This is a genomic window from Mesorhizobium sp. NFR06, from assembly GCF_900115245.1.
In the GTDB taxonomy this organism is placed as follows: domain Bacteria; phylum Pseudomonadota; class Alphaproteobacteria; order Rhizobiales; family Rhizobiaceae; genus Mesorhizobium.
Genome location: NZ_FOVT01000002.1, coordinates 96654 through 120516, shown reverse-complemented (window position 1 = coordinate 120516; position 23863 = coordinate 96654). Strand labels below are relative to the sequence as shown.

Annotated in this window: 21 protein-coding genes and 1 pseudogene; 12 read left to right on the top strand and 10 right to left on the bottom strand. The window is 63.3% G+C overall.

Going from position 1 to position 23863, the window contains the following annotated elements:
* Window positions 1-411: 411 nt before the first annotated feature.
* The 7 genes from F3H96_RS04710 (at window position 412) to F3H96_RS04675 (ending at window position 7725) form a co-directional block, all read left to right on the top strand.
* The gene (locus F3H96_RS04710; protein WP_149791159.1) at window positions 412-1638 is read left to right on the top strand and encodes an ABC transporter substrate-binding protein; all 1227 of its coding nucleotides are present in this window, start codon (window positions 412-414) and stop codon (window positions 1636-1638) included.
* Between the two features lie 23 nt (window positions 1639-1661).
* A complete protein-coding gene (locus F3H96_RS04705; RefSeq protein WP_149791158.1) occupies window positions 1662-2576 on the top strand; it encodes a sugar ABC transporter permease in 915 nt (304 codons plus the stop codon).
* Window position 2577: 1 nt separating this feature from the next.
* A complete protein-coding gene (locus tag F3H96_RS04700) occupies window positions 2578-3402 on the top strand; it encodes a carbohydrate ABC transporter permease (protein ID WP_149790777.1) in 825 nt (274 codons plus the stop codon).
* 120 nt (window positions 3403-3522) lie between these two features.
* Entirely contained in the window at window positions 3523-4275 is a 753-nt protein-coding gene (locus tag F3H96_RS04695; RefSeq protein ID WP_149790776.1) for a DUF899 family protein, read from the top strand.
* Between the two features lie 108 nt (window positions 4276-4383).
* Window positions 4384-4941, top strand: coding sequence for a DUF4142 domain-containing protein (locus F3H96_RS04690; RefSeq protein ID WP_149790775.1), 558 nt, complete (start codon window positions 4384-4386; stop codon window positions 4939-4941).
* A gap of 321 nt (window positions 4942-5262) precedes the next feature.
* The gene (locus F3H96_RS04680; protein WP_149790774.1) at window positions 5263-5655 is read left to right on the top strand and encodes a RidA family protein; all 393 of its coding nucleotides are present in this window, start codon (window positions 5263-5265) and stop codon (window positions 5653-5655) included.
* A 582-nt stretch (window positions 5656-6237) separates the two neighbouring features.
* Window positions 6238-7725: a hypothetical protein gene (locus F3H96_RS04675; RefSeq protein WP_149790773.1), complete on the top strand. Its 1488-nt coding sequence runs from the start codon at window positions 6238-6240 to the stop codon at window positions 7723-7725.
* Window positions 7726-7740: 15 nt separating this feature from the next.
* Here the strand turns inward: F3H96_RS04675 and carB are convergent, their stop codons facing one another.
* The 4 genes from carB to F3H96_RS04655 form a co-directional block, all read right to left on the bottom strand.
* Window positions 7741-11244 (bottom strand): carbamoyl-phosphate synthase large subunit, encoded by a 3504-nt coding sequence (gene carB / locus F3H96_RS04670; RefSeq protein WP_149790772.1) that lies wholly within the window; start codon window positions 11242-11244, stop codon window positions 7741-7743.
* Window positions 11245-11487: 243 nt separating this feature from the next.
* Window positions 11488-12306 carry an SH3 domain-containing protein gene (locus tag F3H96_RS04665; protein WP_149790771.1) on the bottom strand — a complete coding sequence of 273 codons (819 nt, stop codon included), beginning with the start codon at window positions 12304-12306 and terminating at the stop codon, window positions 11488-11490.
* 200 nt (window positions 12307-12506) lie between these two features.
* Complete coding sequence (locus F3H96_RS04660) at window positions 12507-13265, bottom strand: metallophosphoesterase family protein (RefSeq protein WP_149790770.1); 759 nt, start codon at window positions 13263-13265, stop codon at window positions 12507-12509.
* Window positions 13266-13268: 3 nt separating this feature from the next.
* A complete protein-coding gene (locus tag F3H96_RS04655) occupies window positions 13269-13625 on the bottom strand; it encodes a helix-turn-helix transcriptional regulator (RefSeq protein ID WP_149790769.1) in 357 nt (118 codons plus the stop codon).
* A gap of 188 nt (window positions 13626-13813) precedes the next feature.
* Between F3H96_RS04655 and F3H96_RS04650 the strand changes: the two genes are divergently transcribed.
* Entirely contained in the window at window positions 13814-14992 is a 1179-nt protein-coding gene (locus F3H96_RS04650) for an MFS transporter (RefSeq protein WP_149790768.1), read from the top strand.
* Window positions 14993-15076: 84 nt separating this feature from the next.
* Here the strand turns inward: F3H96_RS04650 and F3H96_RS04645 are convergent, their stop codons facing one another.
* Window positions 15077-15529 (bottom strand): MarR family winged helix-turn-helix transcriptional regulator, encoded by a 453-nt coding sequence (locus F3H96_RS04645; protein ID WP_149790767.1) that lies wholly within the window; start codon window positions 15527-15529, stop codon window positions 15077-15079.
* Window positions 15530-15723: 194 nt separating this feature from the next.
* On the opposite strand from F3H96_RS04645, the gene F3H96_RS04640 reads away from it, so the two are divergent.
* Window positions 15724-16518: an SDR family oxidoreductase gene (locus F3H96_RS04640; protein WP_149790766.1), complete on the top strand. Its 795-nt coding sequence runs from the start codon at window positions 15724-15726 to the stop codon at window positions 16516-16518.
* Window positions 16519-16531: 13 nt separating this feature from the next.
* Here the strand turns inward: F3H96_RS04640 and F3H96_RS04635 are convergent, their stop codons facing one another.
* Window positions 16532-17134, bottom strand: a complete 603-nt coding sequence (locus F3H96_RS04635; protein WP_149790765.1) for a LysE family translocator — start codon at window positions 17132-17134, stop codon at window positions 16532-16534.
* A gap of 100 nt (window positions 17135-17234) precedes the next feature.
* Between F3H96_RS04635 and F3H96_RS04630 the strand changes: the two genes are divergently transcribed.
* On the top strand, window positions 17235-18101 hold the full coding sequence (locus F3H96_RS04630; protein ID WP_149791157.1) for a LysR substrate-binding domain-containing protein: 867 nt from the start codon (window positions 17235-17237) through the stop codon (window positions 18099-18101).
* 9 nt (window positions 18102-18110) lie between these two features.
* On the opposite strand, the pseudogene F3H96_RS04625 reads toward F3H96_RS04630, so the two are convergent.
* The 4 genes and pseudogenes from F3H96_RS04625 to F3H96_RS04610 form a co-directional block, all read right to left on the bottom strand.
* A pseudogene (locus tag F3H96_RS04625) lies at window positions 18111-18765 on the bottom strand (glutathione S-transferase family protein).
* 98 nt (window positions 18766-18863) lie between these two features.
* Window positions 18864-19514, bottom strand: coding sequence for a dihydrofolate reductase family protein (locus tag F3H96_RS04620; RefSeq protein ID WP_149790764.1), 651 nt, complete (start codon window positions 19512-19514; stop codon window positions 18864-18866).
* 94 nt (window positions 19515-19608) lie between these two features.
* On the bottom strand, window positions 19609-20451 hold the full coding sequence (locus F3H96_RS04615; protein WP_149790763.1) for a protein-L-isoaspartate O-methyltransferase: 843 nt from the start codon (window positions 20449-20451) through the stop codon (window positions 19609-19611).
* 36 nt (window positions 20452-20487) lie between these two features.
* Window positions 20488-21846 (bottom strand): Nramp family divalent metal transporter, encoded by a 1359-nt coding sequence (locus F3H96_RS04610; RefSeq protein WP_149790762.1) that lies wholly within the window; start codon window positions 21844-21846, stop codon window positions 20488-20490.
* Between the two features lie 289 nt (window positions 21847-22135).
* On the opposite strand from F3H96_RS04610, the gene mntR reads away from it, so the two are divergent.
* Window positions 22136-22594, top strand: a complete 459-nt coding sequence (gene mntR, locus F3H96_RS04605) for a manganese-binding transcriptional regulator MntR (protein WP_149790761.1) — start codon at window positions 22136-22138, stop codon at window positions 22592-22594.
* Between the two features lie 188 nt (window positions 22595-22782).
* Complete coding sequence (locus F3H96_RS04600; RefSeq protein WP_149790760.1) at window positions 22783-23712, top strand: neutral zinc metallopeptidase; 930 nt, start codon at window positions 22783-22785, stop codon at window positions 23710-23712.
* Window positions 23713-23863 lie beyond the last annotated feature (151 nt).

The window sequence follows — 23863 nt, the reverse complement described above, 5'->3', positions numbered from 1 at the left end:
TGTGAACTCCTTCACATAGGCTGACGTTAGGACATGCTAATTCGTCGTCGTGCCGGGCGGCCGATCGGCGGATCGACGCTGGCAAGGCGTCGGAGGCGGCTGTGCCGGCATGCGTCAGCCACTCCCAGGCGGGCTCCGGGGCGGGGGTTTCGGAGCCCGCCCGCTTTGCGGGACGCGAGGCGGAAGCAAGGGGCATCGCAACGCGGCCGAGCCGACCGAGATCGGCTTCACCGACTCGCCGTCCTGACCAGCACTGAAGGCATCATGGGAACCGAAAGCGGCGCTCCGCATTCAACGCGGGGTGGGTTCCGATGAGCTGGCGACGCGCAAAAGTTCGTCTCGCCGGCTTTGAAGCGAGATCAGCCGCCGGTGAAATTCCTTACTGCATTCCTGGCGTTCGTAACCGGCATCATGCTCGCGGCTGCGCCGGCGCGAGCGGTCGAGCTGTCGATAGTGTCGGGCGACACCGGCAACGGCATCAAGGTACTGCGCGAGATACTGGATCGCTACGAGAAGAAAAGCGGCAACAAGGTCGACATCGTCGTCATCCCGCCTTCGACCACCGATCAGTTCGGGCAATACAGGCTGTGGCTTGCCGCCGGCAGCAGCGACATCGATGTCTACCAGACCGACGTCATCTGGGCCCCGCAGCTTGCCAGCCAATTGGTCGACCTGACCGAGGCGACCAAGGATGTGGTGGCCGGGCATTTTGCGTCGATCATCAAGTCGCAGACGGTCAACGGCAGGCTGGTGGCGCTGCCGATCTTCACCGACGCGCCGGCGCTCTACTATCGCAAGGATCTGCTCGACAAATATGGCTTGAAGGTACCGACAAGCTGGAAGGAACTCGCCGATACCGCGAAGCTTGTGACGGACAAGGAGCGGGCGGCCGGCAACAAGGACATCTGGGGCTTCGTCTTCCAGGGCAATGCCTATGAGGGGCTCACCTGCAATGCGCTCGAATGGGTGATGTCGAATGGCGGCGGCGGTATCATCGAGCCGGATGGCAGCATCTCCATCAACAATCCCAAGGCAGCAGCGGCGCTCGACATGGTCAAGGGCTGGATCGGCACCATCGCGCCGCCGGGCGTGCTCGCCTATCAGGAGGAGGAGGCGCGCGGCGTCTGGCAGACCGGCAACGCGGTCTTCATGCGCAACTGGCCCTATGCCTATGCGCTCGGCAACAGCGAGAATTCGCCGATCAAGGGCAGGTTCGACGTGGCGCCGCTGCCGGCGGGGACCGGTGAAGGCGCCCGGCCGGTCGCGACGCTCGGCGGCTGGAACCTTGCCGTCTCCAAATATTCGAAACATCCGGATGCGGCGATCGACCTGGTCAAGTTCATCGCGTCACCCGAGATGCAGAAATACCGGACGCTCAAAACCGCCAACCTGCCGACCATCGCAGCGCTCTACGACGACCCCGACATCGCCAGGCAACAGCCGATCGTGCCGCGCTGGAAGCAGATCTTTCTCAACGCGCAACCGCGGCCCTCGTCGACCGCCAGGATCAAATACAATGAGGCATCCAGCCAGTTCTGGACGGCCGTGCATAAGACGATCTCGGGCGACGGCGCCGCCGCCGACAATCTGGCCGACCTCGAGGCGAGACTGACCAGGCTGAAAGGCAAGGGCTGGTGAGCGCGGCACGGCGATCGCCGCTGATGCGCCGGCGCGTGCGCACGGCATGGCTGTTTCTCGCGCCGATGCTTTTCGTGCTCGCCACCGTTGCCGGCTGGCCGTTCCTGCGCACGGTCTATTACAGCTTCACCGACGCCTCGCTGGCCGATCTCGACGCCCGGCAATGGGTGGGCTTCGACAATTACTTCTCGGTCCTCGGCTTGCCGAGCGGCCGGGTGCTCTATGACGGCCTGCTCGTCGATCCGGTCTGGTGGCGCGCGGTGTGGAACACGGTGCGCTTCGCCGTGCTCTCTGTGGCGTGCGAGACGGTGCTCGGCATGGTCGTAGCGCTTGCGCTCAACGCCGAATTCCCGGGACGCGGCATCGTCAGGGCCGCGATCCTCATTCCCTGGGCAATCCCGACCATCGTCTCGGCCAAGATGTGGCAGTGGATGCTCAACGACCAGTTCGGCATCATCAATGCCGTGCTGCTCAGCCTCGGCCTGATCCATGCCAAGATCGCCTGGACCGCCAGTGCCGACACGGCAATGATCGCGGTGCTCATCGTCGACATCTGGAAGACGACGCCGTTCATGGCGCTGCTGATCCTCGCCGCGCTGCAGATGCTGCCGCGCGAGATCGTCGATGTGGCCAGGCTCGACGGCGCCAATCCGTGGCAGGTCTTCTGGTGGGTGACCCTGCCGCTCATCCGCCCGGCGGTGATGGTTGCGGTGATCTTTCGCGCGCTCGACGCGCTACGCATCTTCGACCTGATCTATGTGCTGACGCCCAACAATTTGCAGACCAAGTCGATGTCGGTCTTCGCGCGCGAGAACCTGTTCGAGTTCGACAAGTTCGCCTATGGCTCGGCCGCCTCGACGTTGCTTTTCCTGATCATCGGCCTGCTCACCATCGCCTATATCCGGATCGGCCGGTTGAGCCTGGACGGAGGCCGCTGACATGAAAATGCTGAAGCGCGCCGCCTTTTATCTCCTGCTTCTAGCGATCGTCTTCGTCGCGGTGTTCCCGTTCTACTACGCCATCGTCACCAGCCTGAAATCGGGGACCGAATTGTTCCAGGCGAGCCTCTGGCCGCGATCGTTCAGCCTGGCCAATTACCGCAACGTGCTGACCGAAGGGCCCTTCCTGCGCAATCTCGTCAATTCGCTCATCGTCTCCGGCGCGGTCGTGGCGGTCTCGCTGCTGCTCGGCGTCACCGCGGCCTACGCGCTGGCGCGCATCCGCTTCCGCGGGCGCTCGGCGCTGATGCTCGCCATCCTGTCGGTGTCGATGTTTCCGCAGGTGGCGGCACTGGCAGGGCTATTCGAGATCGTCAGGGCGCTGCATCTCTACAATTCGCTCTTGGCGCTCATCCTGTCCTACATGATCTTCACGCTGTCGTTCACCGTCTGGGTGCTGACCACTTTCGTGCGCGACCTGCCGGTCGAGATCGAGGAAGCGGCGATCCTCGACGGCGCCGGACCCTGGACCATCCTGACCCGCATTTTCCTGCCGCTGATGTGGCCGGCTTTAGCCACCACCGGACTGCTCGCCTTCATCAGCGCCTGGAACGAATTCCTCTTCGCGCTGACTTTCACCTCCACCAACGCGCAACGCACCGTGCCGGTGGCGATCGCGCTGCTCTCCGGCAATTCGCAGTTCGAGATCCCCTGGGGCAACATCATGGCCGCCTCGGTGATCGTCACCGTGCCGCTGGTGGTGCTGGTGCTGATCTTCCAGCGCCGCATCGTCTCCGGGCTTACCGCCGGCGGGGTGAAGGGCTGACGGGAGGCAAAAAGTAACCGGACGGCATGTGCCGAAATGTCGGAACGTCCCCGTGTGGCCCGTCCTTAGGCGGTAGAGCAACCCGCGCCGGGACGCCGGCGCGAAGGCCAGGAGACGATCATGATCACCTTTCCCAACGAATCCGCCAAATACCGCACTGCCCGCGAAAAACTGCTGAAGAAGGAAATCGAATTGCGCCGCGCCATGGAGGCCGTCGCCGAAGCGAGGCGCACCCTGCCGCCGGGCGGGCTGGTGCCGCAGCATTATGTGTTCGATGCCCTGGATGCCGAGGGCAAGCCGGCGAAGGTGAAGCTGGCCGACCTGTTCGCGCCGGGCAAGGACTCGCTGATCCTTTACCAGATGATGTTCCCGCGCCATCCGCAGGAAACGCGCGATGTGGCGACCGGCGGCGAGACGGCAAAGCTTGCCCGGCAGGACCAGCCGTGCCCGTCCTGCACCGCGCTGCTCGACCAGTTCGACGGCGCGATCGGCCATCTGCAGGCGGCGGGCTTCAACTTCGCCGTGGTGGCCAAGACCGCGCTCGACAACCTGACGGCGCTCGCCCGCGACCGCGGCTGGCGTAACATGCGGCTCGTCTCGTCGGCCGGCAACAGTTTCAAGCGCGACTACAATTCCGAGACCGCGGAGGGCGCGCAGATACCGCTGCTTTCGGTGTTCCATCGAAACGCTGACGGCATCCGCCATTTCTGGTCGTCGGAGCTTGACTTCGCGCCGTCCGAGCCGGGACAGGACCCGCGCGCGATCGGCACCTGCGAGATCCTGTGGAACCTGATGGATTTCACGCCCGAAGGCCGCCCGGACTGGCACGAGCAACTGCAGTATGCCGGACAGCCTGCCGCGCATTGCCATTGAGGCGCGTCGCGGGCGCCCAGCCCGCGCGTTTCGGCAACCTCCCAGGCAACCCGGTCGCCGGTGCCGCGTTGGGGATGGCAGAGGGGCTGTTTCGGATCGGAGATGGAGATGAAAACGCTGCTGCCCCTGGTCGCCGTCGCGCTTCTTGCCGGCGCGCCCGCCGCGTTCGCCCAATCGGACGACACGGATGCGGTCGGGCCGATGGTGACCGACAACAAGGTCGACACCCAGACCTTCGTGACGACCGTGCCCAACGCCAATACGTTCGAGATCCAGTCGAGCAGGCTGGCTGAAGAAAAGTCGGCATCGGCCGACGTCGAGGCTTTTGCCGCTCAGATGATCAAGGATCACACCAAGGCGGGCGAAGATTTCAAGGCGGCGATGAGCCAGGGCCAGACCACCGCGTCGATCAAGCCCGCCGGCCCGGCGCTGCAGCCGAAGGAGCAGCAGATGCTCGACGAGTTGAAGGCTGCCACCGGCAAGGACTTCGACGCCAAATACATCAAGATGCAGACCGACGCGCACAAGGATGCCGTCGCGTTGTTTTCCACCTATGCCAATTCGGGCGACGACCCGACGATGAAGGAATTCGCCAAGAAAACGCTGCCGGTGCTGAAGATGCACGAGAAGCACGTGAAGGAACTGGCGGTCGCGCATCAGGGGTGAGGGGGTCGTAAGCGCTGCAACGGCGAACGATCGCGCTCTACGGCGCCCCCCTCTGTCGTGCCGGACATCTCCCCCACGGGTGGGGAGATTGGATGTCGCCTCGGGCTTCGCCAATAGCCGACGTTGCTGGACAAGCGGGGCGCTGAAGCTGCCGATCTCCCACCAAGTGGGGGAGATGTCCGGCACGACAGAGGGGGGCGCCGTAGAGCGCTTCGTTGCGCGTTCATCGCACCCCAACTTCGCGCCACCGAGAAGGGCAGAACGCCGCTGGCGTTCCGCCGGCGCCGCGATAAGCTCCCGTCAAACAAGGGGAGGACCACCATGGACAAGGAAGTCATCGAAGTGCCCGTGATGTCGGCGAAGGTGCGGGCGCTCGGCCTGCCGTGCTCGACGGCGGTGCGGGCCAACGGCTTCGTGTTCATCTCGGCGACGCCGCCAGTCGACATGGTGACCGGCGAGATGGTGCGCGGCGACATCGAGACCCAGACCGAGGCGTCGCTGAAGGCGCTGAAGCACTGCCTGGAAGCGGCCGGCAGCTGCCTGGACAAGGTGGTGATGGTGCGCATCTACGCCGTCAATTCCGGCTTCTACACCGCGATCAACCGGATCTATGCGACGTATTTTGCGACCAACCCGCCGGCGCGGAGTTTCGTGCCGGTGGCGTCTTGGCCGATGGAGTTCGATATCGAGATTGAGTGCGTGGCGGTGGCTTGAAGCTTCTTCACCCTTAGAGCGCCGTGGATAGAAGGGCGGGACGGAAAAATTGGGGCTGGCCTCCAAGACTGCCCGGCCTCGATCGAGAGCAAGTGGCAAGGGCGATAGTTTACAATCGCTTAGCCGAAGACGGCAGCCACCTTGAGAATGAATCACCATAGAGCCTCAAAGACGTTGTCTCGTGCTCCCACGCTAAACGTGAAGAATATGGGTCAGACGGATGCTCTTGAGCAACCAAAAAATGAGCCGATTCTATAAGCTGTACCTACACAAAAAAAATAGGTAAATCAATGCTTCAGCGCCTTGCCAACCAGCGGATCGTTCGATCACCTGCGATAGGCATTTCCAGTAGCCAAAAATTAATGTATAAGTTTCAGCTAAATAGTTGTGAAGGGGGACTCCTCCATGAGACCGCAATTCCCTTTGACTAGATTCTCAAAGCTAGCTCTATTTCTTTTTATGGCTCTCACTGTCAGCATAGCGGCGTCGACTCAGTGGAGTTCGGCGCAGGCTGATGCATGCCCGAATAATAAATGCATATAAATCGCCAACAATCTGGATTTACAATCTAGGCCCAAGAAGATGTATCTTGATATGGCTATTTTAATTTTAACTTCCATTGTTGGTTTCATACTAATAATAATAATACTGCGAGATATTATTGTCGAGTCGCGCGTACCGGTCGACCCGTCGAGTCCTTCCAGTTTCTTCTCTGTTCGGCAAATATCTTCCAAAAGTCGAGTTTTTTTAATTTCCTTTGCCTATTCGATTCCGTTCGCGCTAATTTATTTGTATGTCTCACTCTATGCAGATTCAGTTGTTTCGCCAGCGAAAGACTTTCTGATATCGAAGCTCGATGCCGTATTGGGTCAGGATCCATCAGGCAACTTTCAATCTGCGCTCAAAAATCTGCCGGCGTCTCTTTCTCCAATATTTGTTTTATTAGTGTCTCTTTTGATTTTTGCTCCGATCCTGCGAGCACCTTTTGTGGTACTGGCTCAGCTTCTTCTCCGTGCTGCCGGCACTAGGCAGCGCGTCGACGTAATCACAATACGGGCGGGTACTGATATATTGAGCGATTTGGGTGGCTTTGATAATTCCGAACGGGCCCTTGATAGCGAATTCCGAGATACTCCGTTGCCTATTGAGCTGGCTGAGTCGAGCGACGTCGAGAAATTTTCATACAAATTGTTGTACCTCTCTTCTACGGAGTTTCCGCAACTCAATTTGGTAAACTCCCTTAAGGGCATTGCAAAACGGATTGGTGTTAAAGAACTAATGCCTGACGTGGATCCGGACGAGATTTATAAGATAATGAATTTTTATCTAGTTGCTTCAGTGATAATATACAGTGTGCTATGCTGCTTATATATATTTTTTATTCCAGAATTCAATTTTCGATATATAGAGTCCATCGACCCAAACTTATTTCAACCGTTCAATTGGCCAGCTATTGACGAGATGAGCGCGCTGGCGAGCTCTGTGGCGCAACGATCGCTATCTTTCGTCTTTCTAATTGGTGTTGGCTACTATATGTTTTCCTCGAGGCGGAGGTATTACTCGAAAGTCGAGAGCGAAATTCAATCAGCCGGAGTGGTTTTTGCATTCCTTACGATTTTCTCATTCGTTATAAATTTGGCCTTTGTTCTGGTTACAATCTCCAGAAGTCAAGATGGTGAACTCGGAAGAACGCTCATTGCTATAAATCAAAAGAAAATTTGGATCGAAATATTTTTACCATCCTTGACGGCTGGGCTGGCTCTTATAGTTGCGGCGGTTTCCTCAAAAATACCTAATAGCCTTTCTCTCATTTTGGTTGTTTGTTTTTCTTCGGTGTGGTTTTTCTTGTCGCAGTACATCTATGAGATCAATGCCACGCAGGTAATAGGGTATTATTGGCATCAGGCGGTTTTGGGTTTTTGTCTATCTTCCGCGTACTTTTTTTCAGTTTATTTCATAAACGATACCAGATTCTATCGTTTGAAAGTTTCTCCTTCGCCTGCATTGGTGGAAAGAAGACCTAAACCTGAGAGCGGTTCAGCTGCAGCGACGGTCCCCATTTCTCGGTAGAATGCGTAATCTGCCTCACCCAAAATACTCCTGCAGCGGCCGCACCTCCAGGTTCCCCGCCCTTAACGCCGCAATCGCTTCCGCCACGGCCGCAGCCCCCGACAGCGTCGTATAATACGGCACCTTCTGCATCAGCGTGGCGCGGCGCAGCGACTTCGAGTCCGACACGGCCTTCTGGCCGTCGGTGGTGTTGAAGACGATCTGGACCTGGCGGTTGCGGATGGCGTCCTCGATGTGGGGGCGGCCTTCCAGCACCTTGTTGATCTTTTCCGCCGTCACGCCGTTCTCGGCGAGGAAGCGGGCGGTGCCGGAGGTGGCCAGCACCTTGAAGCCCTGGCCGGCGAGGCGCTTCACGGCAGGTAATATGCCCTTCTTGTCCTCGTCGCGCACCGAGACGAACAGCGTGCCGGAGCGGGGGAGATCGACGCCGGCCCCGAGCTGGCTCTTGGCGAAGGCGAGCGCAAAATCGCGGTCGAGGCCCATGACCTCGCCGGTCGAGCGCATTTCCGGGCCGAGCAGGATGTCGACGCCGGGGAAGCGGGCGAAGGGGAAGACGGCTTCCTTGACCGCGATGTGGCCGGGACTGCGCGGGTCGGGCATGGCGCCGTAATGGGCGAAGGCGTCTTCCAGCGTCTCGCCGGCCATGATGCGGGCCGCGATCTTGGCGATCGGGCGGCCGATGGTCTTGGCGACGAAGGGCACGGTGCGCGAGGCGCGCGGGTTGACCTCCAGCACATAGACCGTGCCGTCTTGAATAGCGTATTGCACGTTCATCAGGCCGCCGACGTTCAGCGCGCGAGCCAAGGCGGCCGTCTGCCGCTCCAGCTCGTCGACGAGGTCGGGGTGCAGCGAATGCGTGGGCAGCGAGCAGGCCGAGTCGCCCGAATGGATGCCGGCCTCCTCGATGTGCTCGAGAATGCCGGAGACGAACGTATCCTTGCCGTCGCACAGGCAGTCGACGTCGACCTCGATGGCGCCCGAGAGATAGGTGTCGAACAGCAGCGGGTTCTTGCCCAGCAGCGTGTTGATCTGGCCGGTCTTGTCGTTGGGATATTTCTGCTTGATGTCCTCCGGCACCAGGCCGGGCACTGTGTCGAGCAGATAGGTCTGCAGCATGCCCTCGTCATGGATGATCTGCATGGCGCGGCCGCCGAGCACGTAGGACGGGCGCACCACCAGCGGGAAGCCGAGCTCGCCGGCGACGAGGCGGGCCTGCTCGACCGAATAGGCGATGCCGTTCTTCGGCTGGCTGAGGTTGAGCTTGTGCAACAGCTTCTGGAAGCGGTCGCGGTCTTCCGCCAGGTCGATCATGTCGGGCGAGGTGCCGAGGATCGGAATGCCGGCCTGCTCCAGCGCGTCCGCCAGCTTCAGCGGCGTCTGGCCGCCGAACTGGACGATGACGCCGACCAGCTCGCCCGAGGCCTGCTCGGCGCGCAGGATCTCCAGCACGTCCTCGGCCGTCAGCGGATCGAAATAGAGGCGGTCGGAGGTGTCGTAGTCGGTCGAGACCGTCTCCGGGTTGCAGTTGATCATGATCGCTTCATAGCCCGCGTCGCGCAGCGCGAAGGCGGCGTGACAGCAGCAATAGTCGAACTCGATGCCCTGGCCGATGCGGTTCGGGCCGCCGCCGAGGATGACGACCTTCTTGCGCGACGAAACGCGGGCCTCGTTGGCGGGCTCGCCGACGAAGGGCACTTCATAGGTCGAGTACATGTAGGCGGTCGGCGAGGCGAACTCGGCCGCGCAGGTGTCGATGCGCTTATAGACCGGACGGACGTCGAGCTTTTGCCTGGCCTTCTGGACCGCTTCGGCGTCGGTCTTCGTCAACGAGCCGAGGCGGGCATCGGAAAAGCCCATCGCCTTCAGCATGCGCAGGTTCTCCGCATCCTGCGGCAGGCCATGCTCGCGGATGCGTTCTTCCATGGCGATGATGCCGGCGATCTGCTCGAGGAACCACGGGTCGATCTTGCACATGGCGTGCACGTCCTCGAGCGAGGTGCCCATGCGGATCGCCTGCGCCACCATGCGCAGCCGGTCGGGCGTCGGCGTGCCGAGTGCGGCACGGATCGCATTGCGGTCGTCGACATGGCTGGCGGGCGCGCTGCCGTGGCCGATGCCGGGGATCTCGATCTCGTCGAGGCCGGTCAGGCCGGTTTCGAGCCCGCGCAACGCCTTCTGCAGCGATTCCTGGAAGGTGCGGCCGATCGCCATCACTTCGCCGACCGACTTCATGGCCGTGGTCAGCACCGGCTCGGCGCCGGGGAATTTCTCGAAGGCAAAGCGCGGGATCTTGGTGACGACATAGTCGATGGTCGGCTCGAACGAGGCCGGCGTGGCGCCGCCGGTGATGTCGTTCTCCAATTCGTCCAGCGTGTAGCCGACGGCGAGCTTGGCCGCGACCTTGGCGATCGGGAAGCCGGTTGCCTTGGAGGCCAGCGCCGAGGAGCGCGAGACGCGCGGGTTCATCTCGATGACGACGAGGCGGCCGTCGGCCGGGTTGACGGCGAACTGCACGTTGGAGCCGCCGGTCTCGACGCCGATCTCGCGCAGCACCGCGATCGAGGCGTTGCGCATCATCTGGTATTCCTTGTCGGTCAGCGTCAGCGCCGGCGCGACGGTGATGGAATCGCCGGTGTGGACGCCCATCGGATCGAGGTTCTCGATCGAGCAGATGATGATGCAATTGTCCGCCTTGTCGCGGACGACCTCCATCTCGTACTCCTTCCAGCCGAGCACGCTTTCCTCGATCAGCACTTCGGTGGTGGGCGAGGCGTCGAGGCCGGACTGGACGATGTCGTAGAATTCGGCGCGGTTGTAGGCGATGCCGCCGCCGGTGCCGCCCATGGTGAAGGAAGGCCGGATGATCGCCGGCAGGCCGACATGGTCGAGTGCCTGGGCGGCGATCGCCATGGCATGGCTGATATAGCGCTGCTTGCGGTCGCCTTCGCCGAGGTTCCAGCGCGTTTCCAGCGCATCGAGCGCGGCATCGAGGTTTTCCGGGTTCTCCGCCTTCAGCGCGGCGCGCTCGGCCTCATGCGTCTTGCGGTCGGCGTTCTTGACGTCGGTGGCGTTGGCCAGCATCGAGCGCGGCGTTTCCAGGCCGATCTTGCTCATCGCCTGGCGAAACAGCGCACGGTCCTCCGCCTTGTCGATGGCATGCGCGTCGGCGCCGATCATCTCGACATTGTAACGGTCGAGCACGCCCATGCGGCGCAGGGATAGCGCGGTGTTGAGCGCGGTCTGGCCACCCATGGTGGGCAGCAGCGCGTCGGGGCGCTCCTTGGCGATGATCTTGGCCACCACTTCGGGGGTGATCGGCTCGATATAGGTGGCGTCGGCCAGCTCCGGGTCGGTCATGATGGTGGCCGGATTGGAGTTGACCAGGATGACGCGGAAACCCTCCTCCTTCAGCGCCTTGCAGGCCTGGGTGCCGGAATAGTCGAACTCGCATGCCTGGCCGATGACGATGGGGCCGGCCCCGATGATCAGGATCGACTTGATGTCGGTGCGTCTTGGCATATTCGAAGATTCCGTTCGGCGAGCGGCTTGCACGAAAAACCGGGACGGGAGGACCCGGCCGGTTGTGCTTGCGATTCTGGTATCAGGCTAGGAGGGCCTTATAGGGAAGAGTTTTGGCGGATGTAACCCCGAAAATGCGGGATCAGGCAGTAGGCAGTAGGCAGTAGGCAGTAGGCAGTAGGCAGTAGGCAGTAGGCAGGACGCCCTCGCTTGCCCTACTGCCTAATCCCTATTGCCTACTACCTAATTCCCCAATGCCAACTGGTCCGTGATCTCAAAGCGCTCCGACACGCCGATACGGATCATGTTCAAGCTGCCCTCGCGGGTGAAGCGGAACTCGTCGGCAGAGTCCGAGCCCGCAGGCTTGCCGTCATAGAAGGTGATGACGCGCGTTCCGCCGTCGGGCCAGGTCACCGTCACGACGCTGTCGCCACCCTCACGTGCGACGCTGATCTCGCAACGGGTCATCGGTTGACCGACGTCGCGCGCGCAGGGAATGCCGCCGGCGGCATCGGGGGCAGGGGTGTCGGAACCAGCGTTTGCCGAGGCCGCGAAGGCGAGGCCGTACGCGTCCTGCATGGCGGTCACGCTGATATCGGCCGCCGATGGCGGATTGGCCGGCTCACTGCCGCCCAGGCGTGCCGCAATGTCCGGCGACGGCGATTCGGAAGGCTGCGGCGTATCGGCTTCCTGCGACGGCCCTGCGCCATTGTCCGCCGCGGCGGCGTCTTCAGGCGCCGGCGCCGGGTTGCCGGGGCTGAGATAGCGGGCCGGCGCCCATCCGGTGATGCGCGCGTTCTGCGTATCCTCGACCTTGCACCAGGGATAACCCTTGACGAGGTTGCAGCCGAAATTCTTCAGCGCCACGCCGTTCGGCAGCCGCGCCGTGACCCTGGCGCTCGCCGAGGCCGTGGCGCGGATGTTGAGAAGATCGTCCGGCGCGAGGCCGCCGATGATCGAGATGATTGGTCCCGGCGCATCCTCGGCCAAGGCCGGCAATGCGGCCAGCAGCAACGGAGCGGCCATCAGCAGCGTCGATCGGAGCCTGGCTTCGCGCTTCATCCTTCGGCCATTGGGCAATGCACTTCAAACTCCAGGCGCGACCGGAATCGATGCGCCCCACGTCCACCGGAGGCGTTTGTAGGGGAGGTTGCCGTGACATGTCATCCCCAAAGTGAACGCTTCGGCCTGCCGCGCGATCCTGGACACCACCTGGGCGATTGCGGATATGAGCTGCGCTCAATCGTTGATATGAGCCCTACTCAATCGGTCATGAAACCGGTCCGCAGCGCGTGCGCCCATTCCGGCCGGCCTGCTTGTTCGGCCTGCTTTGCGGCGGCTTCATGGTCGTAGTCCACGGCGATGCTCTCGAAGCGATCGGGACGGCCGTCTCCCCGCAGTTCGACGATGCCGTAGCGGGCGTACGGCGAGCCTTGTTCGGAGACATGCGCGGGCGGCGTATCATCGTCATAGGCCGGGCAGCCGACGCTGCCGGGGTTGAAGACAACCGGGTCGCCGGGGATGCGGATCAGTTCGCCGCGATGGCTGTGGCCGCAAAGGACCAGGCGGCAATCGGGATCGAGCGACTTGAGCCGGCGCTTGACGGCCGCGAGCGGCGCGCGCACCAACTGGCCGCCGACAATGGTGTCGAGCAGATATCTCTCGTCATGATCCGGCCGGGCGTGGAAGGCGATGACGCCGGGCGCTACGGCCAGCGTGAGCGGCAGGGCCAACAGCGCCTCGCGCTGCGATGCGGTCAGCCGCTCCTGCGCGTAGCGGTCGGACGGCCACATGGCGCCATCCGCCGGGTCCTGCGCCACGCGACGATCATGATTGCCGCGCACCGTCGGCAGGTTGAGCGCCTGCAACCGTTGCATCGTCTCATGCGGCCAGAGCGGGCCGGAGACACAGTCGCCGAGATTGAGGATGATGTCAGCGCCGCCGCGCCGGTGCAGGTCGTCGAGCACCGCGTCCAAGGCGAGCAAATTGCCGTGGATGTCGGCGAGAACGGCGATGCGCATGGATCAGGCCGAGACCTCGACCTCGGACACGCCGACCGGCGGCAGCGCCTTGTCCCCCTCGGCCGCGGCGATGACGCTGTCGAGCAGGCCGGGGAAGCGCTTGTCGAGATCGTCGCGACGAAGCGTGATCAGGCGGCTGGTGCCGACCGCTTCGCTGCGGGTCACGCCCGCCTCGCGCAGCTTGGCGAGGTGGTAGCTGAGATTCGTCTTGGAGGCGAGATCGAGGAACTTGCTGCAGTTTAGCGGCACGCCTTCCTTGCTCGCCAGATAGCGCACGATCGCAAGCCGGGTCGGATCGCCGAGCACGGCGAGCACGATCGGCAGGCTGATCTGGTCGGTGGTTGGATGGGGCAGGCTCATGACCCAGAATTAAGCACAAACGGCGCGAACTTCAACGCGGCTCCCCTTTCTGCCGATACACACTGCGTTTTCATTTGGTCCTGACACACTGCTGTCAGCAGGGTTCAGTTATTTTCGCCCGGCTCGGTTGACATCATGCCCCACTATGTCCAATTGTTCAATAACCTTTGAACTAAGGACAGTTCCCCATGGACAAGCGGATCTACTGGCTTGCGCTCGGATCGTTCGCGATCTCGACCGAGGGCTTCGTCATCTCAAGCCTTCTCCCCGACATCGCCGCCGATGCCGGCATATCCGTGCCGCTCGCGGGCTCGCTGATCACGGCCTTCGCGCTCGCCTATGCGATCGGCGCGCCGGTCCTGGCGACGCTGACCGGCGAATGGGACCGGCGGCGCGTCATCCTGTGGACGCTGGTGTTCTTCGTCATCGGCAATCTGGTCGCGGCGGTCAGTTCATCCTTCGAGCTGCTGCTGATCGCCCGTATCGTCATGGCGTTGTCGTCGGGTCTGTTCGCAGCGACCGCGCAAGGCACGGCGGTGGCGCTGGTCGATGACCATCACCGGGCGCGCGCGATCGCCGTCGTCGTCGGCGGCACCACGGTGGCGGTGGCGGTCGGCGCGCCGCTCGGCGCGCTGGTCGCGGCGATCGCCGGCTGGCGCGGCACCTTCTTCGCCATTGCCGGTCTCGGCGCGCTGGCCGGTGCGATCCTGTGGTGGCGCCTGCCGCGCGGCATCATCGGAACCAGGCTGTCGCTGAAGCGCAGGCTGGCGGCGGCGGTTCGTCCCGGCGTGATGCCAATCCTCCTGACGACGGTGCTGGCGCTGGTCGGCGCCTTCACGGTCTTCGCCTTCATCGCGCCTTTGGCCATCGAAGGCGGCGGGCTCTCCCCAATCGCATTGCCCGGCATGCTGCTCGCCTTCGGCGTCGGCGCCTTCATCGGCAACATCGCCGGCGGCCAGGCCGCCGACCGCTTCGGCGCGGCCCGCACCGTCGCCTGGTCGCTGGCGCTGTCGGCCGCGATGCTCCTCACCTTCTCGCTGATCCCGACATTCCTGCCGCATCACCTCGCCGGACCGGCGCTGATGGCCATGATGGTGCCGTGGGGCATCGTCGGCTGGGCTTTCCCGCCGGCGCAGGCAAGCCGCATCATCAAGATAGCGCCTGATGCCGCACCCATCGTGCTGTCGCTCAATGCCTCGGCGCTCTATCTCGGTGTCGCCCTGGGCGCGGTGGTCGGGGCCGCGGTGCTGCGCTTCGGCGCCCCGGCCGATCTCGGGCTGATCGCGGCGGCATTCCCGATCGCCGGGCTGGGCGTCGTGCTTGCCGGCCGGGCATTGTCCCGACCGGTTGCAATGCCGGCCGAGTAGGATCTTTGGCTTCGCGCGTGTCGTCTTCTCGACCGCCCGACACTTTGGGCGACATGCGCGGGATCCTGATTGGAGGCCGCTTCTTCAATTCGAAGGAGCGGCCGTCGGCATTTCCAGGTCGAGATCAGCCACCGCGTCCAGCGCCGCGCGGAGCTTCGCCGCCTGTTCCGCGCCGACCTTGTCCTCGAACCGCTGCTGGGCAATGCTCCACAGCTTGATCGCCTCGCTCAGCTTGACCTCGCCCCGCGGCGTCAGCCGCACGCGCTTGACCCGGCGGTCGTCTTTGTCGGCGAAGGTCTCGACATAGCCGTCGCGGATCAGCGGCTTCAGCGTGTGGCCAAGCGCGGAAAGGTCCATGATCAGCGCCTCGGCAATGTCTCCCATGGTCGGCTCGCTGCCGACATGGATCTGAAAGAGCAGGCCGAACTGGGTGCCCTTCAAGCCCGCCGGCGCCAGCGCGTCGTCGTAGAAGCGGCCGAGGCTGCGCGCGGCACGCCGCAGCGTGGCGTTGTTGCAGCGGCTAAATCCGGGTTTCATGTAAACTCCCTACCGGGGGAAGGAATGTGCCGGTCATCCTGAAAAATAGTTTTCGCCGCCGCTGTTGACAAGATAGTGGCATATACCTATTTCGCGGAAGTGGCATATGCCACTAAATAGAATTGGAGTCCTCGGCGGATGACGATGTCATCGGAGCCGACGCAGAGCGAACCGAGCGAAAAAGGAAAAGGACAATGAGCACGAAGGACAACAAGGGCACGGCCGTCATCACCGGCGCCTCGTCGGGCATCGGCGCCGTCTATGCCGACCGGCTGGCCGGGCAGGGCTACGATCTGGTGCTGGTGGCGCGTCGCGCCGACCGGCTGCAGGAACTGGCGGATAAGCTTGCCTATGCCTACGGCCGCAAGGTCAAGGTGATTGCCGCCGATCTTTCCGACGATGCCGATCTGCGCCGCGTCGAGCAGGCGGTCGCGGCGGACGAGAGCGTGACTCTGCTGATCAATAATGCCGGCCTTGGCGGGCAGCAGGTGGTTGCGACGGCCGACGCCGACGCCGTCGAGCGCATGATCAAGGTCAATGTCATAGCATTGACCAGGCTGACCCGTGCGGTGTTGCCGGGACTGCTCGCGCGCAACCGTGGCGGCATCGTCAACATCGCTTCGGTTGCCGCCTATGGCATCGCCGTCGGCGGAATCTACAGCGGCACCAAGGCCTATGTCGTCAACTTCACCGAAGCGGTGCAGAAGGAAGTCGCCGGCACAGAGGTGAGGGCGCAGGTGGTGCTGCCCGGGCCGATCCGCACCGAATTCTGGGAGCTTTCCGGCGCCGACATCGATTCCCTCAACCAGGATTGGGTTATGAGCGTGGACGATCTCGTCGATGCCTCGCTTGCGGGCCTTTCCCAGGGTGAGACGATCACCGCGCCAGGGCTTGCGGATCCGGCCAAGCTCGATGCTTATCTTGGCGCGCGGGACAGTTTCTATGTCAGCCTGATCGGCGGCAAGCCGGCGGCGCGCTACGCCGTCTAGTCTCCGACAGTGCTCAAGCAACTGGCCGCCACATCTGCAGGATCGTGGCGGCCAGCAACAGGCCGAGAATGAGGTTGAGCGCGCGCCACTGGCGCTCTGTCTTGAGCAGGCGGGCAAGCAGGGTTCCCGCCACGCACCACAACGACAGCGAGAAAGCCGCCGCAAGGCCGAACACGGCGCCAAGCAGCAGCGCGAGCCGTATCGGACCGTCCGCCAGCGCCGCGAAGGATGCGGCGGCGCCCAGCCCCATGGCCCAGCCTTTCGGGTTCATCCACTGGATGCCGGCGCCGCCGAAAAAGCTGTTCGGCCTGGCCATGCTGATGTCGAGATCGGGCGCGCCGCTGCGGCCGATCTTGATCGCCAGCCAGATCAGATAGAGCGAGCCGGCGATCTTCATGGCGAGTTGCAGGGAAGGGACGGCGGCGAGCAGGCCTGCCAGGCCCGCCGCCCCGGCAGCAGCCACCGAAGCCAGTCCGGCGGCGCTGCCCGCCATCAGCGGCACAGAGCGGCGAAAGCCGAACTGCGCGCCGGACGCGGTCGACAATGTCGTGGCGATGCCGGGCGTCGAGGTCGAGACCAGCGCGAACAGGACCAGGGGGATCATGGTTTCGGACATGCGGGCTTCCCAGTCGAAGGAGCCGGCATGATCAGACGTTTCGCGACATCAGTAAATGCAATGTTTGATATGGTTTGCATTAGAGGTTATAATGCCGATCATGATCCGCGACCTCGACATGACCCTCATGCGCACTTTCGTCACGACGGCCGACAAGGCCAGCATGACGGCGGCAGCTAATGCGCTTCACCTGACGCAGGGCGCCGTCAGCCAGCAGATCAAGCGGCTTGAGGAGATGCTCGGCCAAAGCCTGTTCGAGCGCGACCGCCGCGGCCTGAGGCTGACGCGTTCCGGCGAGCGCCTGCTCGACAAGGCCAAGCGCCTGCTGCAGCTCAACGACGAGATCCTCACCGAGATCAAGGGCAGGGTGGTTGCCGGACAGGTGCGGATCGGCGTGCCCTACGATCTCGTCGGCACGGTGCTCGCTCCTGTGCTCAAGGCCTATGCCGAAGCCTATCCGCAAGTGGAGATTTCGCTGGTCTGCGCTTCCTCGCCGGATCTCGCGGCGGCCTTGGCGGCGGGCACCATCGACCTTGCCGTCATCGAGGAACGTGCCGGCCCCACCGCCGGCGAATGCCTGCTCGTCGACAGGCTGGTCTGGGTCGGCGCAAGAGGCGGCTCGGCACGCCTGAAGCGGCCGCTGCCGGTCTCGATGGTCGCCGACACATGTGCCTTTCGTCCGGCGGTGCTCGCTGCACTCGGCGAGCACGGGCTCGACTGGCGCACCGTGTTCGAGAACGGCAACATCGATGCGACGACGGCGACGGTGCGCTCGGACCTCGCCGTGACCACCTGGCTCGCCTCGACGGTTCCGGCCGATCTCGACATCCTGTCCGATGCCGGCCTTCCGGTCCTGCCGAATTTTTCCGTCAACTTGCATTTGCCCAAACATGCCATCGCGCACGCCGCGCGCGCGTTCGCGGATCATATCCGCGCCGGACTTTCCGGCCGTCGCCGGGCCGCATAGGGATGCTGATCAACCTGCCGACGCCGCCGTGGCAACCGCCAATTGGGCCTCGAACGCGCGCTTGAAGGCCGGCCGCGCCTCGCCGCGGGCGACATAGGCGGCGAGGTTCGGGAATTCGTCCAACAGTCCCGATGTCTTCAACCGGCGCAGCCCCCCCACCATGACGAGGTCGCCGGCGCTGAAGGCACCATCGAGCCAGTCGCAATCGCCCAAGCAGCGGGAAAGTTCGGCCAGCCGCTTGCGGATCCGGTCGTCGACCAAGGGCAGGCGCTGGTCGCGCCCGGTCGCATCGCGCTCCAGAATCACGGCGGTTACGCGCTCTAGCTAGGATCGGCGGCTCCACGGCGCTGAACGCTGCGAACATCCAGGTGATTGCGCGCGCCCGCGCGTTCGCATCGTCGGGCAAAAGGCCCGCATGACGCTCCGCGATGTGGAAGACGATTGCCTCCGACTCGAACAAAGCGAGATCGCCCTCTTGATAGGTCGAGATCTGCCCGAAGGGATGAAGCGCGAGATGCGCGGGTTGCTTCATCTCGCTGAACGAAACAAGACGAACGTCATAAGGTTGGCTCGCTTCCTCGAGTGCCCAGCGCACGTGCATGTCGCGCGCCAGCCCCCTGCCGCCATCGGGCGACCGTTCAAAGGCGGTAATGGTGGGCATCATCGGCAGGTTCCTGGTGACGGCGTCAAAGGTATCGTGGTTCGGCGAAGGCATCGTTCGCGGGCGGGCGCCGGTCGGGCCGGCGCGCCCGCCATCTATCGCTACTTCCAGGTCTTGCGCCGTTCGAGCTCGGCTTCGGAAGGCTCCTGCTGAGCAAACGAGCCGGTGCGGATTTCGCCGCCGCGCTCATAGGTCGCCATGATGACGCCGGTTGTGGAAGCCTGCGACTTGACGAGCTTGAAGGCCGCCGGCATCGCGTTGTCGCCGAACAGCCGCTTGCCCTTGCCCAGCAACAGCGGGAAGATCATCAGCCGGATCTCGTCGATCAGCCCGTTGGCGAGCAGGGTCTGGATCAGATTGCCCGAGCCCTGAATGAGCAGGTCAGGTCCGTTTTCCTGCTTGAGCTCCTTAAGCCTTGCAACGATATCGGGCCCGAGCGACTGGGTGTTCTGCCAAGTCAGCGAATCCGGCCGATGCGTCGCCACATACTTGGTCGCGGGATTGAAGGCATCGGCGATCGGATCTTTCTGATACGGCCAATACGCGGCGAAGATGTCGTAGGTCCTGCGACCGAGCAGCAGGGCGAAGGGTTTGGAGAACAGTTCATCCAGCGCCGCACCCGCCACCTCGTCAAAGTAATGGAAGGTCCAGCCGCCGAACTTGAAGCCACCGACCGGATCCTCTTCCGGTCCGCCGGGCGCCTGCATGACGCCGTCGAGACTGACAAAGGTGGCGGCGATGATCTTGCGCATTTGCTTCTCCTCTTGGCTAATCCGTGCCGTCGCGGCCGGAATAATGTAACGACGAACGACCAGGCCGCTTGTCGACACCGGCCGGTAAATATTTTCAGCGTTTGCGGCCGGCGCCAATGATGCGTGACGAGAACCAGACATCGCCAAATATCGCGGTTGCCGTCCGGTCCGGCAGCTTGTCTTCCGTCAGGAAGATCGAGCGGGTGCGGGCGGCACGCTCACGGGTCGGTATTTTCGCCCCGGATCCGGCAGCGGAGGCACCGACACAGGGAATGAACCAGGAACCCATGAAGGGCAGGCAGGAGAAACCCGCGTCGATGCGGGTGACCAGCACGGCGAGGCCGATGCGTTCCGCCGGTCGCCAGGGAAAGATCATACGCCCGCCGAGTTTCAGTCGCCTGAGCCATGCCGTGGGAGGCGCAGCGACGCCGGCATTGACATAGATGACGTCGGACGGCGGCAGCGGGCCGGCGACGGCGTCGCCATGGATGACATTCACATTGCGGTACGCCGCAAGGTTCTGTTTGGCCCGGTCGGCGAGGCCGGCCTCCAGTTCGAAGGCGGTGACGCTGCCGCCCGGCTCGACCAGCCTTGCCAGCAGCGCCGTGTAATATCCGGTGCCGGCGCCGATGTGGGTGACAGTCTCGCCGGGTTTCGGCTCGACCTTGCCGATCCACATGGCATGCAGCATCGGCTCGCCATTGTTGATGCCCTTGTCGGCATCGAGCACGACGAGCACGTTCTGGTAGATGTAGCCGGGATCGGCGCTCGGCGTCTGGAACCGCCCTTCGCCGGCAAAAACGGTCCAGGGTCCTGGACCCAGGAAAGCCTCGCGCGGCACCGAGGCGAATACTTGCTCGATGCGCGGATCCGCCGATTGCGCGTGTGCGGCCATAAGCTTGGCGTAGAATCTGCGGGCTTCGTCCGGGTCGGCCATAGCGCGAAGATAGCGCGGCCACCGCGAATGTCGCGGTCAGCCGGCGACGGTGTCGTAGAGCAGCTTGAAGTTGAGAGCGAGGATAAGGGCGGCCACCACCCAGGCCACGACCGCGACGGTGCGCGAAATGGCGAAGCTGCCCATCTTCTCGCGGTCGGACACGAACTGCACCAACGGGACGACAGCGAAGGGCAGTTGCATCGACAGGATCACCTGGCTGAAGACCAGCAGCTGGGCCGTGCCCTTCTCGCCGTAGAACGCGGTGACCACCACAACGGGGACGATGGCGATGCCGCGCGTCACCAGGCGCCGAGCCCACTGCGGGATGCGCAGGCGCAGGAAGCCCTCCATGACGATCTGGCCGGCGAGCGTCGCGGTGACCGTCGAGTTGAGGCCGGAGGCCAGCAGCGCAACCGCGAACAGGATCGAGGCGATGCTCAAGCCAAGCAGCGGCGACAGCAGCTCGAACGCCTGGCCGATCTCGGCGACATCCTGGTGACCTGTGTTGTGGAAGGCGACCGCCGCGACGATCAGGATGGAAGCGTTGACGAACAGCGCCAGGATCAGCGCGATGGTCGAATCCGTCGTTGCCCATTTGATGGCGTCGCGCTTGCCGGCATCGGTGCGTTCATAGGCGCGGGTCTGCACGATCGAGGAATGCAGATAGAGATTATGCGGCATTACCGTGGCGCCGATGATGCCGATGGCGATGTAGAGCATCGCCGGATTGGTGACGATCTCGGACGACGGCACGAACATCGAATGCAGGATCGTGCCGGCCGGTGGCGCGGCGGCGAAGATCTGGATGGCAAAGCAGCCGAAGATGATGATCAGAAGCGCGATGACGAAGGCCTCGAGGTAGCGGAAGCCCTTGTTCATCAGCAGCAGCACCAGGAACGCGTCGAGCGCGGTGAGCACGGCGCCGCCGATCAGCGGAATGCCGAACAAAAGCTGCAGCGCGATCGCCGTGCCGATCACCTCGGCGAGGTCGCAGGCGATGATTGCCAGCTCACAGGCGATCCAGAGCATCAAATTGACCGGGCGCGGATAATAGGCCCGGCAGGCTTGGGCCAGGTCGCGGCCGGTGGCGATGCCCAGACGCGCCGCCAGCGCCTGCAAGAGGATCGCCATCAGGTTCGACAGCATGATGATGAAAAGCAGCGCGTAGCCGAACTGGGCGCCGCCGGCGAGGTCGGTCGCCCAGTTGCCGGGGTCCATATAGCCGACCGAGACCATGTAGCCCGGTCCCATGAAGGCGAACAGGCGACGGAACCAGACGCCGGTCTGGGGTACCGTGATCGAGGCGTTCACCTCGCGCAGGCTGAGCTGCTCGTCGTCCGGCCTGTCGAATCGCCATGCGGGTCGGGCTACGGTTGCTGCTTCGGCGTCGGACATGGGGGATTTCCGCTGGAATGTATCGGTGGCCCCTCTTATCTACGCCACGGCTCAACATTATGCAATATGCTATATTTCATTGATCATGCTTTCGTGATGGCCGGGAGAAGGCACGGGGCGGCCGCACGCCGGTTGCGCCAGCGCAGGAATGCAAATAAACGGCCGGACCATCAAGGGTTCGTGCTATGGATGCGATCCCGATTCAGTGAAAGAGTTGGAGCATGATATCGTCCGAAAACCGCTTCACACTCTTCGGCATCATCCCGGGGCAGCCAAGAAGGAGCGCGTGTTGGCGCTGAGGAACAAACCGGTTCGACGCGAAGAGCCGCTTCCCGATGCCGAAATCCATTCGGAAGGATTCCGACAGACGCGCGAAGCGCGCCGCAGCGCGCTGGTCGAGGACTATGTCGAGCTGATCGCCGATCTGATCGAGGACGGCAACGAAGCGCGGCAGGTGGATATCGCGGCCCGGCTCGGCGTCGCGCAGCCGACGGTGGCAAAGATGCTGACTAGGCTGTGCGCCGATGGGCTGGTCTCGCGCAAGCCCTATCGCGGCGTGTTCCTGACCGAGGCGGGCCGGAAGGTCGCCGAGGAAAGCCGCATCCGCCACCAGACCGTGGAAGCCTTCCTGCGCTCGCTGGGCGTCAGCGCCGAGACCGCGCGCATCGACGCCGAAGGCATCGAGCACCATGTCAGCGCCGAGACGCTGGAGGCCTTTCGCCGGGCGATGACGCATCGCCAGGTGTAGCGGTCCAGGCATGCAAGCGACGAAGCGGCGCGCCGCATCCAGCTGTCGCGTTTGTCGGGAGTTGCCGGGCGTCAGGCGCTTCGCGGCTGCGAAAAAATCTGTGACTTGGGCCAGCCGTTGCGATAATTGTCTGCAGGGGGCGGTTGCGGGCCGGTCCCTCCAGGACATTCGCATTGCGAGGAGTTGCCATGCTTTGGAGAGGCCGTCGTCAGAGCGACAATATCGAGGATGAGCGCGGCGACAGCGGCGGCGGCTTAGGCGGCGGCCTGGGCGGCGGCCCCGGTCAGTTCCGCATTCCGATCGGCGGCCGCACCGGTGGCGGCGGCAGTATCATCCTGGTCATCCTGGTTGTGCTCGCCGGCTGGTATTTCGGCTTCGATCCGTCGCAGATCCTGGGCGACGGCAGCGGCGGCCTGCTGCCGGGCGGTGGCGGCCAGATCACCGAGGACAACAGCGCGCAGAATGGCGGTTCTCCCGCTTCGGACGAGATGAAGCAGTTCGTCGCGACGGTGCTGGCCGAAACCGAAGACACCTGGACCGGCATTTTCAAATCCGAAGGCCTGACCTACCAGGATCCCAAGCTCGTGCTGTTCAGCGGCCAGGTTCGTTCAGCCTGCGGTTTCGCTTCGGCGGCGGCCGGGCCGTTCTATTGCCCGGGCGACCGCAAGGTCTATCTCGACATGACCTTCTTCCAGCAGCTCGACCAGCAGTTCGGCGCGTCCGGCGAATTCGCGCGCGCCTATGTGATCGCGCATGAGGTCGGTCACCATGTGCAGAACCTCACCGGCATCATGGGCAAGTTCAACCAGATGCGGCAAGGCATGAGCGAGGCAGACGCCAACCAGATGTCGGTTCGCATCGAACTTCAGGCCGACTGTTTCGCCGGGGTCTGGGCGCATTACACGCAGCAAAAGGGCATCTTGGAACAGGGCGATATCGAAAGCGCGCTGAACGCTGCCAAGCAGATCGGAGACGACACGCTGCAGAAGAAGATGCAGGGCTACGTCGTGCCGGAAAGCTTCAACCACGGCACGTCGCAGCAGCGGCAGACATGGCTGGCGCGCGGCTACAAGAGCGGCAAGCTGTCCGACTGCAATACGCTGAGCGGTCCGATCTGAGGCGCTGCATCGGCTTCTTTTCCGGGGGCGGTCCGCGGTCGACGACCGGCCCGCAAGTGATGTCAGCATAAGGCAGTTGGCTTCGTTCGCGTATTGTTCCTGTCGGCAACCTCGCTTATAAGGTGCATGCGGCCTTTGCCCCGGGGCGGCC

Coding starts and splice junctions, on each gene's coding strand:
- F3H96_RS04610 (WP_149790762.1), bottom strand. CDS start 21,846: ATGTCCGACGCCGAAGCAGCAACCGTAGCCCGACCCGCATGGCGATTC.
- F3H96_RS04695 (WP_149790776.1), top strand. CDS start 3,523: ATGATCACCTTTCCCAACGAATCCGCCAAATACCGCACTGCCCGCGAA.
- F3H96_RS04620 (WP_149790764.1), bottom strand. CDS start 19,514: ATGCGCAAGATCATCGCCGCCACCTTTGTCAGTCTCGACGGCGTCATG.
- F3H96_RS04655 (WP_149790769.1), bottom strand. CDS start 13,625: ATGAGCCTGCCCCATCCAACCACCGACCAGATCAGCCTGCCGATCGTG.
- F3H96_RS04705 (WP_149791158.1), top strand. CDS start 1,662: ATGCGCCGGCGCGTGCGCACGGCATGGCTGTTTCTCGCGCCGATGCTT.
- F3H96_RS04660 (WP_149790770.1), bottom strand. CDS start 13,265: ATGCGCATCGCCGTTCTCGCCGACATCCACGGCAATTTGCTCGCCTTG.
- carB (WP_149790772.1), bottom strand. CDS start 11,244: ATGCCAAGACGCACCGACATCAAGTCGATCCTGATCATCGGGGCCGGC.
- F3H96_RS04690 (WP_149790775.1), top strand. CDS start 4,384: ATGAAAACGCTGCTGCCCCTGGTCGCCGTCGCGCTTCTTGCCGGCGCG.
- F3H96_RS04630 (WP_149791157.1), top strand. CDS start 17,235: ATGATCCGCGACCTCGACATGACCCTCATGCGCACTTTCGTCACGACG.
- F3H96_RS04700 (WP_149790777.1), top strand. CDS start 2,578: ATGAAAATGCTGAAGCGCGCCGCCTTTTATCTCCTGCTTCTAGCGATC.
- F3H96_RS04680 (WP_149790774.1), top strand. CDS start 5,263: ATGGACAAGGAAGTCATCGAAGTGCCCGTGATGTCGGCGAAGGTGCGG.
- F3H96_RS04650 (WP_149790768.1), top strand. CDS start 13,814: ATGGACAAGCGGATCTACTGGCTTGCGCTCGGATCGTTCGCGATCTCG.
- F3H96_RS04710 (WP_149791159.1), top strand. CDS start 412: ATGCTCGCGGCTGCGCCGGCGCGAGCGGTCGAGCTGTCGATAGTGTCG.
- F3H96_RS04615 (WP_149790763.1), bottom strand. CDS start 20,451: ATGGCCGACCCGGACGAAGCCCGCAGATTCTACGCCAAGCTTATGGCC.
- F3H96_RS04675 (WP_149790773.1), top strand. CDS start 6,238: ATGTATCTTGATATGGCTATTTTAATTTTAACTTCCATTGTTGGTTTC.
- F3H96_RS04665 (WP_149790771.1), bottom strand. CDS start 12,306: ATGAAGCGCGAAGCCAGGCTCCGATCGACGCTGCTGATGGCCGCTCCG.
- F3H96_RS04600 (WP_149790760.1), top strand. CDS start 22,783: ATGCTTTGGAGAGGCCGTCGTCAGAGCGACAATATCGAGGATGAGCGC.
- F3H96_RS04645 (WP_149790767.1), bottom strand. CDS start 15,529: ATGAAACCCGGATTTAGCCGCTGCAACAACGCCACGCTGCGGCGTGCC.
- F3H96_RS04635 (WP_149790765.1), bottom strand. CDS start 17,134: ATGTCCGAAACCATGATCCCCCTGGTCCTGTTCGCGCTGGTCTCGACC.
- F3H96_RS04640 (WP_149790766.1), top strand. CDS start 15,724: ATGAGCACGAAGGACAACAAGGGCACGGCCGTCATCACCGGCGCCTCG.